The sequence below is a fragment of the Sphingomonas adhaesiva genome, from assembly GCF_036946305.1.
Lineage (GTDB): Bacteria > Pseudomonadota > Alphaproteobacteria > Sphingomonadales > Sphingomonadaceae > Sphingomonas > Sphingomonas adhaesiva_B.
In genome coordinates this window covers 202,321-215,390 of record NZ_JAQIJJ010000005.1, presented here as the reverse complement: position 1 = coordinate 215,390, position 13,070 = coordinate 202,321, and the positions used below count along the sequence as shown (strand labels likewise).

Below are 13,070 nucleotides of genomic sequence, written 5' to 3'. Positions count from 1 at the left end.
CCTGCGCTGGGGCGACGGATGGGGGCGGGACGAACGGGGGCGGCGCGTGTATCACCCGCCGCGATGCACCTGATCGCCGATGCCATCGTCCTGTCGGTTCGCGCGCATGGCGAGCATGGCGCGGTGGTGCGCGCGCTGACCCGCGACGACGGGGTACGTGCGGGCTATGTCCGCGGCGGGCATGCGCGGCGGTTGCGCCCGGTGTTGCAGCCGGCCAATCTGGTGCGCGGCGAGTGGCGCGCGCGGAACGACGAACAGCTGCCCGCGCTGACCGTCGAGCTGGTCCACAGCCGCGCGCCGCTGCATGCCGAGGCGCTGCCCGCCGCGGCGCTGGACTGGGCGACCGCGCTGACCGCGGCGGCGCTGCCTGAGGCGCAGCCCTATCCGCGGCTCCACGATGCGCTGTCGGGCGTGCTCGACGCGGTCGAGGCGGCGCCGTCCGCGCGCGGCTGGGCGGCGGCGCTGGCGCGGTACGAATTGCTGCTGCTGGCGGAGCTGGGGTTCGGGCTGGACTTGACCGCCTGTGTCGCGACCGGGGCGACCGACGACCTCGCCTTCGTCAGCCCCAAGAGCGGCGGCGCGGTGAGCCGCGGCGCGGCGGCGGGATATGAGGCGCGGCTGTTCGCGCTGCCGGCCTTCCTGACCGTCGGGGGTGCGGCATCCGGCGAGGAGGCGCTTGCGGCGCTGGCGATCACCGGGCATTTCCTGGCGCGCGACGTGCTGACCGACCGGCGGCGCGACGTGCTGGCGGCGCGCGAGCGGCTGGTGGCGCGGTTGCAGCGCGCGGTTGCGTAACGACGCGCGGCGCGCCATGCGCTGCGGCCATGACGAACCTGATCGCGATTCTGCCCGGCGACGGCATCGGCCCCGAAGTGACGCGCGAGGCGCGCCGCGTGCTCGACACGCTCGACCTGGGGCTGGCGTTCGAGGAGGCGCCGGTGGGCGGCGCGGCCTATCACGCGCACGGCCATCCGCTGCCCGACGCGACGCTGGACCTCGCCAAACGCGCCGACGCGATCCTGTTCGGCGCGGTGGGCGATCCGGCGTGCGACGCGCTGGAGCGGCACCTGCGCCCCGAACAGGCCATCCTTGGGCTGCGCAAGCATCTGGCGACGTTCGCGAACCTGCGCCCCGCGAAGATCTTCGCCGGGCTGGAGGAGGCCAGCACGCTGAAGCCGGAGATCGCGGGCGCGATCGATCTGGTGATCGTGCGCGAGCTGAACGGCGACGTCTATTTCGGCGAGAAGGGGCGCCGCACCACCGACGCCGGCCTGCGCGAGGGCCACGACCTGATGCGCTATGACGAGGCGGAGGTGCGCCGCATCGCGCATATCGGCTTCCAGACCGCGGCGAAGCGGCGTGGCAAGCTGTGTTCGGTCGACAAGGCGAACGTGCTGGAGACGTCGCAGCTGTGGCGCGACGTGGTGATCGAGGTGGCGGCGGACTACCCACAGGTCGAACTGACGCACATGTACGTCGACAATGCCGCGATGCAGCTGGTGCGCAACCCGGGCGCGTTCGACACGATCGTGACCGGCAATCTGTTCGGCGACATATTGTCGGACCAAGCGAGCATGTGCGTCGGCTCGATCGGGATGCTGCCCTCGGCGTCGCTGGATGCGCAGGGCAAGGGCTTGTACGAACCGATCCACGGTTCCGCGCCCGATATCGCCGGGCAGGGGAAGGCCAATCCGTGCGCGGCGATCCTGTCGGCGGCGATGATGCTGCGTCACTCGCTCGACATGGCGGCGCCGGCGGACCGGATCGAGGCGGCGGTGGCCGCGGCCTTGCGGAGCGGGGTGCGGACGCCGGATCTGGGCGGTGAAGCGTCGACGCGGGTGATGGGGGATGCGGTGCTGGCGGCGCTGTGATGCTGGTCACCCTCACCCTTCCCATCGGCTGCGCCGATGGGCCCCTTCCCTCTCCCATTGGGAGAGGGAGGGAGGCGCGCAGCGCCGGAAGGGTGAGGGTGAGTTGCTGATGACCCGCCCCCTCGACCTCGCGGTCGTCATCCCGACGTTCAACGAGCGCGGCAATGTCGCGACCGTCGTCGCGCGGCTCGATGCCGCGCTGGCGGGCTGGGCGTGGGAGGCGATCTTCGTCGACGACGACAGCCCGGACGGCACCGCCGAGGCCGCGCGCGAACTGGCGCGGGTCGATCCGCGGGTGCGCGTGATCCAGCGCATCGGGCGGCGCGGGCTGTCGACCGCGTGCATCGAGGGGATGTGCGCGACCGCCGCGCCGCTGGTGGCGGTGATGGATGGCGACCTGCAACATGACGAGACGCTGCTGCCGAAGATGGCGGCGGCGTTGCAGGCGGATGCGGCGCTGGACCTGGCGGTCGGATCGCGCTTCGTCGCGGGCGGCGGGACCGGCGAGTGGGACAGCGACCGCGTCGCCAAGTCCGCTTTCGCGACGCGGCTGGCGGGGATGGTGCTGCGCTCCGACCTCAGCGATCCGATGAGCGGCTTCTTCATGATCCGCACCGCGACGTTGCGCGATCTGGTGCCGGGGCTGGGCGGGATCGGGTTCAAGATCCTGCTCGACATCATGAGCGCCAGTCCGCGACCGCTGAACGCGATCGAACTGCCCTATACCTTTCGCGTGCGCACGGTGGGGGAGAGCAAGCTCGACCATGTCGTGGCGCTGGAATATCTGATCGCGCTGTACGACCGGAAGGTCGGGCGGATCGTGCCGGTACGGTTCGCGATGTTCTCCGCGATCGGGGCGCTGGGCGCGGGCGTGCACATGGCGGTGCTGGTGTTGACCTACGTCGTCGCCGGCTGGTCGTTCCTGGCGGGCACGATCGCGGCGACGCTGGTGGCGATGACGTTCAACTTCTTCCTCAACAACGCGCTGACCTATCGCGACCGGCGGTTGAAGGGCGCGCGCGCGCTGCTGGACGGGTGGGTCGCCTTCTGCCTCGTCTGTTCGGTGGGTGCGGTGGCGAACGTGGGGGTCGCGGCGTTCCTGCACGACGTGCGGCAGGGCGCGTGGGCGGCCTCCGCGATGCTGGGCGTCGCGGTGGGGGCGGTGTGGAATTACGCGCTGTCGTCGCGGTTCACCTGGGGGCGGTATCGCTGATCCGCGTCATCCCGGGTCAAGGCCGGGGTGACGGGAGCGGCTAGACCCAGCTCGCGAACCACGTCCAGCGGCTGAACGCGCCGGCATGCGCCAGCGCCTGTGCGGAGAGCACCGGGAGGAAATACAGCGCCAGCGCGACGGCGAGCAGCAGATACGCCTCCACCCAGCGCCTGATGTCGCCGCGCCATTCGTCCAGCGCCACCGCGGCCGCGATCGCAACGAACACGCTGGCGGGATAGTAATAATAATAGAAGCCCAGCGACTTGGGGATCACCGCGAAGATGCCGACCGCGAAGGTCCACAGCATCGCCGGTGCCAGCAGCCGCGCCGCGCCGGTCTTCACCCAGCCCGCGAAGCATGCCGCGACCGCGACCAGCCCGCCCCACATCACCGCCGGATTGCCGATCAGCAGGATGCCGCGCTGCGCGCCGTCGGCGGGTTCGTACAGATACCAGATCGGGCGGATCAGCAGCGGCCACGTCCACCAGTTCGACTGATAGGTGTGCGGCGGCAGCCCCTGCGTCTGGCGCTGGTACATCTCATACTGGAACGGCAGCAGCCCGCGCAGCGTCAGCGCGTCGTGCGCGTAGAAGAAGGCGGGCAGGAAGGTGAGGAAATAGACCGCGACCGACACGCCCCCCAGCAGCGCCAGCGCAAGCACGGGGTGCATCCCCGGCCAGCGATCCGCGCGCCCGCGGCGCAGCACCAGGAAGGCGACGCCGGCCGCGGCAACATAGGGCGCGGCGGCCCATTTGCACGCGGTCGCCAGCCCCAGCAGCACCGCGCCCGCGGTCCAGCGCGTCCAGCTGCCGCTGCGCATGCTCGCCGCCAGCAGCACGATCGCCCAGATCAGGAAGGCGAGCATGAACGTGTCCAGCATCGCGATCCGTGCCTGGATATAGACGGTGAAGCCCAGCAGCGTCAGCACCGCCGCCAGCACGCCCGCGCGGACCCGTCCGGTCATCACCTGCGCCAGCGCGAACGCCCCCGCCACCGTCGCCGCGCCCGCGATCGTGGAGGCGAAGCGCCAGCCGAACGGCGTATCGCCGAACGCCAGCATGGAGGCGGCGATCAGTTCCTTGGCGAGCAGCGGATGCTCGATATTGACTGGCATCGACAGCGCGATCAGCGCACGCGCGGCGGCGACGTAATGCACCTCGTCGAACACGATCATGTGCGGGACGGCGAGGCGGAAGAGGAACAGTGGCCAGACCGCCAGCGCGATCAGGAGGCCGAGGATCGCGGGGTGACGGGTGACGGTCGGCATGGCAGCCGGGCGTATCCGAAGCGGCGGAGGATAGAAAGCGGGACCCCGGGTCAAGCCCGGGGTGAGGGTTCCCCTTGTCGTCACCCCGGGCTTGACCCGGGGTCCCGCTTCTTCTGCACGGCCATCCGCCCCCTTGTATCAAATGGCGCCGGGGGGCAAAGCGGCGCGCATGAAGCGGCGCACCGGACAGGACCGATCGATCACGCAACACTGGCGTCCCGCGACGCTGGCGGTCCGCGGCGGCACCGCGCGATCGGAATATGGCGAGACGTCGGAGGCCTTGTTCCTCACCTCCGGCTACAGCTACGACCGGGCGGAGGATGCCGCGGCGCGCTTCGCGGGCGAGCAGCAGGGGATGACCTATTCCCGACTCCAGAACCCGACCGTGGAGATGCTGGAGCAGCGTATCGCGCTGCTGGAGGGAGCGGAGGCGTGCCGCACCATGGCGACCGGCATGGCGGCGATGACCGCGGTGCTGTTGTGCCAGTTGCAGCAGGGCGACCATGTCGTCGCAGGGCGCGCCGCGTTCGGATCGTGCCGCTGGCTGGTCGATACTTTGCTGCCGAAGTTCGGCATCGCGACCACGACGGTGGACGCGCGCGATCCGCAGGCGTTCCAGGATGCGGTGAAGCCCAATACGAAGGTGTTCTTCTTCGAGACGCCGGCCAATCCGACGATGGACGTGGTCGATCTGCGCGCCGTCTGCGCGATCGCGCGTGAGCGCGGGATCACCAGCGTGGTCGACAATGCCTTCGCCACGCCCGCGTTGCAGCGGCCGATGGAATTCGGTGCGGACGTGACCGCTTATTCCGCGACCAAGATGATGGATGGGCAGGGCCGCGTGCTGGCCGGCGCGGTGTGCGGGACGGAGGATTTCATCCTCAACACGCTGCTGCCGTTCACGCGCAACACCGGGCCGACGCTGAGCGCGTTCAACGCTTGGGTGGTGCTGAAGGGGCTGGAGACGCTGGACCTGCGCATCCGCCGCCAGTCGGAGAATGCGGTGGCGGTCGGGCGCTTCCTGGAGACGCGCGTGCCGCGTATCCTGCACCCCGGGCTTGCCAGCCACCCGCAGCATAACCTCGCCATGTCGCAGATGGAGGCCGCCGGTCCGATCTTCGCGTTCGAGGTGGCGGACCGCGCGCAGGCGCAGGCGCTGCTCAACGCGCTGGAGTTGATCGACATCAGCAACAACATCGGCGACTCGCGCTCGCTGATGACGCATCCGGCCTCCACCACGCATTACGGTGTCGCGCCCGAGGCGCGTGCGGAGATGGGCGTGACCGAGGGGCTGTTGCGGCTCAACGTCGGGCTGGAGGATCCCGCCGACCTGATCGACGACCTCGACCGCGCGCTGACCGCGGTGGGGCTGTAGCGGCGATGATCGAGGCGCTGTTCCCCGATGCCGAGACGACGGGCGCGGTGACGGTGCGCGTCTCGGTCAGCTATCTGCCCGAACAGTCGGAGCCGGCGCGCGGACGCTGGTTCTGGGCCTATCATATCCGTATCGAGAACGAGGGCGCGGGCGCGGTGCAGCTGCTGACCCGCCACTGGATCATCACCGACGGGCGCGGCGCGCGCCACACGGTGGAGGGCGAGGGCGTGGTCGGCGAACAGCCGCTGATCGCGCCGGGCGCCAGCTACGATTATGTCTCCGGCTGCCCGCTGGCGACGCCGACCGGATCGATGCAGGGCAGCTATCGCATGATCGCGGAGGACGGGCGGACGTTCGACGTCGCCATCCCCAAGTTCGCGCTGGCCGCGCCCGCGGGGGTCCAGTGAAGCGCACGCACCTGCCGCTGAACGGACTGCGCGTGCTGGATGCGGCGGCACGGCATCTGTCGTTCACGCGCGCCGCGGACGAGCTGGCGGTGACGCCCGCTGCGGTCGGGCAGCAGATCCGCGCGCTGGAGGATACGCTGGGCGTCGTCCTCTTTCGCCGTACCACCAAGGGGCTGGAGCTGACGCCCGAGGGCGAGGCGGGGCTGGCGCCGCTGCGGCAGGGCTTCCTGGAGTTCGAGGAAGCGGTGCGCGCGATGCAGGCGGGGCAATCGTCCAAGTCGCTGACGATCGCGGCGCCGCGCGACGTGATCGAGAAGTGGCTGCTGCCGCGGCTGGCCGAGGTGTCGGCGGCGGACAGCGACATCCGCTTCGCATTGGTGACCGCGGACGAGGCGGTCGATTTCACCGAGGCGAACCTCGATCTCGCGATCCGCTGGGGCGAGGGGCCGGGCGGGATCGAGGGCGAGGCGATCGAGAGCGAGGGGCTGGTGACGGTGGAGCGTCCCGGCGGCGGTGCGGACACGGTCATCCTGTGGCCGGGGGCGCCGGGGGCCGATGCCGCCGCGCTGATCCGTGTCGGCGATGCGGGGCTGGCGATCGACGCCGCCGCGGCCGGGCTGGGACGCGCGACCGTGCCCGAGCTGCTGGCGGCGCGCGACATTGCCGAGGGCCGCGTCGTGCTGCTGGGCGCGCCCGAGCCGTCGCGACTGGGATACTGGCTGGTCGCACCGACGCCGCAATGGCGCCAGAAGAAGGTGCAGGCGCTGGTCGAGGCGCTGGCGGGCTAGGGGCGGGCTAGGGATGACGAACGGGTGCCTTGCCCGTCCCCGTGCTCCTGCGCAGGCAGGAGCCCAGGGTTTGGGTCGCCAACGGATGGTTGCGCGCGGAACCCTGGGTTCCGGCGTGCGCCGGAACACGGTGCGGCCGTCGTGCCGGGTTCGTGCCGGTATGCGGGGTGACGCGCGCCTCCCGTTGGTGGGGTGCGCGGAACCCTGGACCCCGGAACAAGTCCGGGGTGACGGGGCGATGGGGGCGGGCATCCTGCCTTCTCGTCACCCCGGGCTTGACCCGGGGTCCCGCTTCTTCTCCACCCTCGCGAAGAAAGCGGGACCCCGGGTCAAGCCCGGGGTGACGGTGGGGAGGGTATGACGCTCGCTCCGCTGATCGCGCGCGTCCAGGCGTGGGCGCAGACCCCCGGTGCGAAGCGCATCGGGCGGGTCGCCCGTATCCTTTTCTTCGTCGCGATCGTCGCGATCCTGCTGCTTCAGCTGCGCGCGATCGGCTGGGCGGAGGTGCTGCGGTCGTTGCCGGCGAACCCGTGGTTCTACATCCTGTTCTTCGTCAATTTCATGGTGCTGCCGGTCAGCGAGCTGCCGATCTTCCGGTTGCTGCTGGGGCAGAAAATCCCCGGCGCGCTGCCGGTGATGATCCGCAAGCGCATCGTCAACGCGGTGCTGGTCGATTATTCGGGCGATTTCTATCTCTATAGCTGGGCCAAGTCGCGGCTGGGGATTGATTCGCGCACGCTGCTGCTGGCGGTGAAGGACAATGCGATCCTGTCGTCGCTGGCGGGCGCGGCGGCGGCCGGCGTGCTGATCGTCACCTTCATCGCGCGGGCGCCCACGGGGCGGATCGCGTCGTGGCTCGACAGCAGCTGGGGCGTGATGCTGGCGGTGGTGCTGTGCGGCAGCCTGACATTGCCGCTGCTGCTGCGCTTCCGCCATGCGATCCTGTCGGTCAGCGGGCGCGTCGCGGGGCAGGTGTTCGGCATCCATGTCGCGCGCACGATCGTCAATCTGACGATCCAGGTGGTGCAATGGGTGATCGTGCTGCCGGGCGAGCATTGGACGACCTGGCTCAGCTTCCTGACCGCGCAGCTGGTGATCGCGCGGCTGCCGTTCATCCCCAATCGCGATCTGCTGTTCATGGCCGCCGGATTGCAGATGAGCGGGGGGCTGACGGTGCCGCGCGATGCGATGGCGGGGTTGCTGGTGGCGGGCGCGGCGCTGACGCAGGGGACCAATCTGGTGCTGTTCGTGCTGACCGCCTGGTGGATCAAGCCCGAGAAACCGGCGGTGATCGCGGAACCCTGACCGCGTTCGCCGATTGGGGCGCGCATGACCGACAACCGCGCCAGCGCCTATCCGCTCCTCGCCGTCCCCCACATCCAGCTCCACGGCACCGTGGACGGACAGATGTACGACAATTTCAAGATGCAGCTCGCCCATGCGCCGGGCGACGGCCCGGTGGTGGTGTCGATCACCACGCTGGGCGGCGATCCCGAAATGGCGCGCGCGATGGGCGATTCGATCCGGCTGCTGCGCGAATATACCGGGCGCGAGGCGCTGTTCCTAGGCAAGGTCGCGGTCTATTCCGCGGGCGCGACGTTCATGTCCGCCTTTCCCGCGGACAAGCGCTTCCTGACCAAGAATTCGCGGATCATGATCCACGAGCGGATCATGAATTCGACGATCACGCTGTCCGGCCCGCTCAACACGCTGTCGCCGCTGCTGATGGCAAAGCTGCACGAGATCGAGGATTCGATCCGCATCCAGGAAGAAGGCTTCGCCGCGCTGGTCGAGGGGACGCAGGTGACGCTGGACGAGCTGAAGGAACGTGCGCCGAAGAATTGGTATATCGAGGCCGAGGAGGCGCGGCGGCTGGGGCTGGTGCTGGATATTATCTGACACCCGTGTTCCGTTGTCATCCCAGCGAAGGCTGGGATCTCTGTGAGGGGGGCGTCACGCTTTCCTCATCGAGACCCCAGCTTGCGCTGGGGTGACGTGTGGGGAGCGGTCAGGCGAACGCCGGCGCCTGTCTCAATTGCTGGTACGCCGCGATGACCTTGCCCAGTTGCGCCTCGTGGCTGCGGTCGCCGCCGTTGCGGTCGGGGTGGTAGCGGCGCACCAGTTCCGAATAGCGCTTGCGCAGCGCGCTGCGGTCCGCGTCCGCGGGCAGGCCGAGCACGTCGAGGCTGCGGCGATCCTCGCCCGACAGCGGCTTGCCATCGGTCCGCTCCGGCGCATGAGTGCGGCGAAAGCGCGCGCCGATCGCGTCGAGTGGGTCGGCATAATCGGCCCAGCGCGGTCCGGCATCGCCCATCCCGGCGCGGGCGAAGGCGCGCGTCTCGCGCTCCCAGCCGGCCATCGGGCGCTGCGCATGGTGGATCTCCTCCGCGGTCATGCCGTCGAAGTAATTGTACCCCGCGTTGAACGCGCGGACGTGATCGAGGCAGAAGAAGCGGAAGCGCGGGCGGCCCTCTGCATTGCCCGGTCCCTCCAGCGGGGGCGCGCGAAACTCGCCCGCCGCCTCGCAGCCGGGGTGCGCGCAGGGCTGACCGGTTCCTTCCATCCGCCCGTGGAAGCGCGTGTGCGGGCGATCCTTGTTCGAAGCCACCTTTTAGACCGTCATCCTTGTGTCAATTCGCCTATATGGGGCGGATGACCGATGCTTCCACCGGCCCCGTTCAGGCCGAAATCACCGCCCGCCTCACCGCCGCGCTGTCGCCAACGCGGCTGGAGGTCGTCAACGAGAGCGCGCAGCACCGCGGGCATATGGGCGATGACGGCAGCGGCGAAAGCCATTTTCGCGTCGTGGTGGAAAGCGCGGCGTTCGTCGGGCGTTCGCGGGTGGACCGCCAGCGGCTGGTCAACCGCGCGCTGGCGGACCTGCTGGCGGAACGGGTCCACGCGCTGGCGATCGTCGCGCGCGCGCCGGGGGAGGGGTGATCCTCTTCGCGTCACCCCGGCTCAAGGCCGGGGTGACGAGGGTTCCTTCCGCGGCAACGCCGCCAGCGCGGGGAGGACGAACAGCGTCAGCAGCGTGGCGGAGATCAGCCCGCCGATGACGACGGTCGCCAGCGGCTTCTGCACCTCCGCGCCCGCGCCATGCCCCAGCGCCATCGGCACGAACCCCAGACTGGCCACCAGCGCGGTCATCGCCACCGGGCGCAGCCGCTGGAGCGCGCCGGTGCGCGCCGCGGTGGCGCGGTCCAGCCCGCTGCGCATCAGGTCGCGGATCGAGGAGATCATCACCAGCCCGTTCAACACCGCGATCCCCGACAACGCGATGAAGCCGACCGCGGCGGAGATGGAGAAGTCCATCCCGCGCAGCGCCAGCGCCAGCACCCCGCCGACCAGCGCCAGCGGTACGCCGGTGAAGACGATCGCGGCATCGCGCACCGAGCGCAGCGCGCCGTAGAGCAGCAGCAGGATCAGCGCGAGGCAGGCGGGGACGACGAACTGCAACCGCTCCCGTGCGGAGGCGAGGTTCTCGAACTGGCCACCCCATGCGAGGTAGCTGCCCGGCGGCAAGCGGACATCGCGTGCGACTGCGGCCCGAGCGTCCGCCACCACGCTGCCGACGTCGCGCCCGCGGACATTGGCCTGAACGACGATGCGGCGCTTGCCGTTCTCGCGCCCGATCTGGTTGGGGCCATCGACGATGCGGATGTCGGCGACGCCCGCCAGCGGCACGAACGCGCCCGAGGGGGTGGGCACCTGCACCCGGCGCAGCAGGTCGAGGTCGGCGCGCTCCGCCTCCGACAGCCGCAGCACCACGGGGAAGCGGCGGTCGCCCTCGAAGATCACGCCCGCCTCGCGCCCGCCCACGGTCGCGGAAACGGTGTCCTGCACGTCCTGCGCGGTGACGCCGAGCCGCGCCATCGCGTCGCGACTGACGCGGATGTCGAGCATCGGCAGCCCCTCGGTCTGCTCGACCTTGACGTCGGCCGCGCCCGGCGTGCGGCGCAGGATCGCGGCGATGCGCTCCGCGGTCTGTCCCATCGTCGCGAAATCGTCGCCGAAGACCTTGACCGCGACATCGCCGCGCACGCCCGCGATCAGTTCGTTGAAGCGCATCTGGATCGGTTGGGTGATCTCATAGGCGTTGCCGGGGATGGTGGCCAGTTTGCCCTCGATCCGCTCGACCAATGCCTCCTTCGACAGCGACGGGTCGGGCCATTGTTGGCGCGGCCTCAGGATCACGAACATGTCCGTCGCATTGGGTGGCATCGGGTCGGAGGCGAGTTCCGCGGTGCCGGTCTTGGAGAAGACGAAGCGCACCTCGGGCTGGCGCGCCATCATGCGTTCGATCGGCACCTGCATCGCCTGGCTCTGGCGCACCGACGTGCCGGGGATGCGCAGCGCCTGGATCAGCAGGTCGCCCTCGTCCAGCTGGGGCAGGAACACCTGCCCCAGCGAGAGGAAGGCGGGGACGGCGAGGACGACGCCCGCTATGCCCGCGGCGACGGTCGCCCGGGGACGCGCGATGGCGCGGGTCAGGCCCGGTTCGTAGCGGCGCTTGAGCCACGCGACGATGCGGCCGTCCTTCTCCTCGACCGGCTTCGTCAGCAGGCAGGCGATCATCGCCGGGACGAAGGTGAGCGACAGCACGAAGGCGAAGGCGAGCGCGATGATGACGGTCAGCGCCATCGGCACGAACGTCCGCCCCTCCACCCCGGTCAGCGTCAGCAGCGGCAGATAGACGAGGATGATGATCGCCTGGCCATAGACGGTCGGGCGGATCATCTCGCGTGCCGCCGCGGCGATGGCGGCCAGGCGCTCGGGCTGGTCGGGGGCGCGGCCCTCGCGGTGACGGACGTCGGCAAGGCGGCGCAGCGCATTCTCGACGATGATGACCGCGCCGTCGACGATCAGCCCGAAGTCGAGCGCGCCGAGGCTCATGAGGTTGGCCGAGACGCCGGCATGGAGCATCCCGAACCCGGTCAGCAGCATCGTCACCGGGATGACCAGCGCCGCGATCAGCGCGGCGCGGACATTGCCGAGCAAGGCGAACAGCACCGCGATCACCAGCAACGCGCCCTCGGTCAGGTTGCGTGCGACGGTGCGGATGGTGGAATCGACCAGCGCGGTACGGTCCAGCACCGGCTGCACCACGACGTCGGGGGGCAGCGAGGCGTTGATCGAGGCGAGCCGGTCGGCGACCGCGGTGGCGACGGTCCGGCTGTTCTCGCCGATGCGCATGATCGCGGTGCCGACCACCACCTCGGTGCCGTTCTCCGATGCGGAACCCATGCGGATCGCCTGTCCGGTGCGGACGCTGGCGACCTGGTCCAGCGTCACCGGCACGCCCTCGCGCGTGGCGACGACGGTGCGCGCCAGTTCGTCGGCGTTGCGGATCAACGCGTCGGAGCGCACCGCCAGCCCCTCGCCATTGCGCTCCACCACGCCGCCGCCGATGCTGGTGTTGTTGCGCTCCAGCGCGGTGGCGAGCTCGGTGAGCGTCAGGCGCATCGCCGCCAGTCGCGCGACGTCGGGGACGACCAGATATTGCTTGGCATAGCCGCCGATCGAATCGATCCCGGCGAGGCCGGGCGTGTTCTTCAGCAAGGGCGTGACGATCCAGTCCTGCGCGGTGCGCAGATAGGTCGCCTTGTCCTCCTCGCTGGTCAGCCGCTCACCCTCCGGCGTGATATAGCTGCCATCGGGCTGCATCCCCGGCTCGCCGGGCATGTGGCGGTCGTCGGCCCGATGATCGAGCCGGACGGTCCACATATAGATTTCGCCCAGCCCGGTCGCGATCGGCCCCATCTCGGGCTGGACGCCGGCGGGCAGCGTCTCCGTCGCCTGCGCCAGCCGCTCACCCACCTGCTGGCGCGCGAAGTAGACGTCCGTGGAGTCATCGAACACCGCCGTCACCTGCGCGAAGCCGTTGCGGCTGAGCGAGCGGGTGTGGTCGAGGCCCGGAATGCCCGCGAGCGCGGTCTCGATCGGGAAGGACACCTGTTTCTCGACCAGCTCGGGTGAGAGCGCAGGCGCGCGGACGTTGATCTGCACCTGATTGTTGGTGATGTCGGGCACCGCGTCGATCGGCAGCCGGTAGAGCGCGGCTGCGCCGATGACCGCGGCCACCGCGGTGAGGGCGAGGACCAGCCAGCGCTGCGCGACCGCCCAGGTCACGATCCGTGCGATCATGG

Annotated in this window: 12 protein-coding genes; 9 read left to right on the top strand and 3 right to left on the bottom strand. The window is 70.2% G+C overall.

The window, feature by feature from the left end:
• Positions 1 to 63: 63 nt before the first annotated feature.
• From recO to PGN14_RS10075, 3 genes are all read left to right on the top strand, one after another.
• Positions 64 to 795 (top strand): DNA repair protein RecO, encoded by a 732-nt coding sequence (gene recO, locus PGN14_RS10085; protein WP_335299385.1) that lies wholly within the window; start codon positions 64 to 66, stop codon positions 793 to 795.
• 29 nt (positions 796 to 824) lie between these two features.
• The gene (leuB, locus tag PGN14_RS10080; RefSeq protein WP_335299384.1) at positions 825 to 1,871 is read left to right on the top strand and encodes a 3-isopropylmalate dehydrogenase; all 1,047 of its coding nucleotides are present in this window, start codon (positions 825 to 827) and stop codon (positions 1,869 to 1,871) included.
• Between the two features lie 109 nt (positions 1,872 to 1,980).
• Positions 1,981 to 3,084, top strand: coding sequence for a glycosyltransferase family 2 protein (locus PGN14_RS10075; RefSeq protein ID WP_335299383.1), 1,104 nt, complete (start codon positions 1,981 to 1,983; stop codon positions 3,082 to 3,084).
• Between the two features lie 40 nt (positions 3,085 to 3,124).
• Here the strand turns inward: PGN14_RS10075 and PGN14_RS10070 are convergent, their stop codons facing one another.
• Positions 3,125 to 4,351, bottom strand: coding sequence for a glycosyltransferase family 39 protein (locus PGN14_RS10070; RefSeq protein ID WP_335299382.1), 1,227 nt, complete (start codon positions 4,349 to 4,351; stop codon positions 3,125 to 3,127).
• A 169-nt stretch (positions 4,352 to 4,520) separates the two neighbouring features.
• Between PGN14_RS10070 and PGN14_RS10065 the strand changes: the two genes are divergently transcribed.
• From PGN14_RS10065 to PGN14_RS10045, 5 genes are all read left to right on the top strand, one after another.
• Positions 4,521 to 5,726, top strand: a complete 1,206-nt coding sequence (locus PGN14_RS10065; RefSeq protein ID WP_335299381.1) for a trans-sulfuration enzyme family protein — start codon at positions 4,521 to 4,523, stop codon at positions 5,724 to 5,726.
• 8 nt (positions 5,727 to 5,734) lie between these two features.
• Positions 5,735 to 6,133 carry a Co2+/Mg2+ efflux protein ApaG gene (apaG, locus tag PGN14_RS10060; protein WP_443019496.1) on the top strand — a complete coding sequence of 133 codons (399 nt, stop codon included), beginning with the start codon at positions 5,735 to 5,737 and terminating at the stop codon, positions 6,131 to 6,133.
• Positions 6,130 to 6,921, top strand: a complete 792-nt coding sequence (locus tag PGN14_RS10055; protein WP_335299379.1) for a LysR family transcriptional regulator — start codon at positions 6,130 to 6,132, stop codon at positions 6,919 to 6,921. The genes apaG and PGN14_RS10055 overlap by 4 nt, the downstream gene beginning before the upstream one ends.
• A gap of 357 nt (positions 6,922 to 7,278) precedes the next feature.
• Positions 7,279 to 8,226: a hypothetical protein gene (locus PGN14_RS10050; protein ID WP_335299378.1), complete on the top strand. Its 948-nt coding sequence runs from the start codon at positions 7,279 to 7,281 to the stop codon at positions 8,224 to 8,226.
• Between the two features lie 24 nt (positions 8,227 to 8,250).
• Positions 8,251 to 8,820, top strand: a complete 570-nt coding sequence (locus PGN14_RS10045) for an ATP-dependent Clp protease proteolytic subunit (protein ID WP_335299377.1) — start codon at positions 8,251 to 8,253, stop codon at positions 8,818 to 8,820.
• Positions 8,821 to 8,929: 109 nt separating this feature from the next.
• On the opposite strand, the gene PGN14_RS10040 is transcribed toward PGN14_RS10045, so the two are convergent.
• A complete protein-coding gene (locus PGN14_RS10040) occupies positions 8,930 to 9,484 on the bottom strand; it encodes a J domain-containing protein (RefSeq protein ID WP_335299497.1) in 555 nt (184 codons plus the stop codon).
• 89 nt (positions 9,485 to 9,573) lie between these two features.
• Between PGN14_RS10040 and PGN14_RS10035 the strand changes: the two genes are divergently transcribed.
• Positions 9,574 to 9,861, top strand: coding sequence for a BolA family protein (locus tag PGN14_RS10035; protein ID WP_335299376.1), 288 nt, complete (start codon positions 9,574 to 9,576; stop codon positions 9,859 to 9,861).
• A 21-nt stretch (positions 9,862 to 9,882) separates the two neighbouring features.
• Here PGN14_RS10035 and PGN14_RS10030 read toward each other — a convergent pair whose 3' ends face one another.
• Entirely contained in the window at positions 9,883 to 13,068 is a 3,186-nt protein-coding gene (locus tag PGN14_RS10030; protein ID WP_335299375.1) for an efflux RND transporter permease subunit, read from the bottom strand.
• Positions 13,069 to 13,070 lie beyond the last annotated feature (2 nt).

Bases quoted from the DNA above. Each gene is read 5' to 3' on its own strand.
- recO (WP_335299385.1), top strand. From the start codon at position 64: ATGCACCTGATCGCCGATGCCATCGTCCTGTCGGTTCGCGCGCATGGC.
- leuB (WP_335299384.1), top strand. From the start codon at position 825: ATGACGAACCTGATCGCGATTCTGCCCGGCGACGGCATCGGCCCCGAA.
- PGN14_RS10075 (WP_335299383.1), top strand. From the start codon at position 1,981: ATGACCCGCCCCCTCGACCTCGCGGTCGTCATCCCGACGTTCAACGAG.
- PGN14_RS10070 (WP_335299382.1), bottom strand. From the start codon at position 4,351: ATGCCGACCGTCACCCGTCACCCCGCGATCCTCGGCCTCCTGATCGCG.
- PGN14_RS10065 (WP_335299381.1), top strand. From the start codon at position 4,521: ATGAAGCGGCGCACCGGACAGGACCGATCGATCACGCAACACTGGCGT.
- PGN14_RS10050 (WP_335299378.1), top strand. From the start codon at position 7,279: ATGACGCTCGCTCCGCTGATCGCGCGCGTCCAGGCGTGGGCGCAGACC.
- PGN14_RS10045 (WP_335299377.1), top strand. From the start codon at position 8,251: ATGACCGACAACCGCGCCAGCGCCTATCCGCTCCTCGCCGTCCCCCAC.
- PGN14_RS10040 (WP_335299497.1), bottom strand. From the start codon at position 9,484: ATGGAAGGAACCGGTCAGCCCTGCGCGCACCCCGGCTGCGAGGCGGCG.
- PGN14_RS10035 (WP_335299376.1), top strand. From the start codon at position 9,574: ATGACCGATGCTTCCACCGGCCCCGTTCAGGCCGAAATCACCGCCCGC.
- PGN14_RS10030 (WP_335299375.1), bottom strand. From the start codon at position 13,068: ATGATCGCACGGATCGTGACCTGGGCGGTCGCGCAGCGCTGGCTGGTC.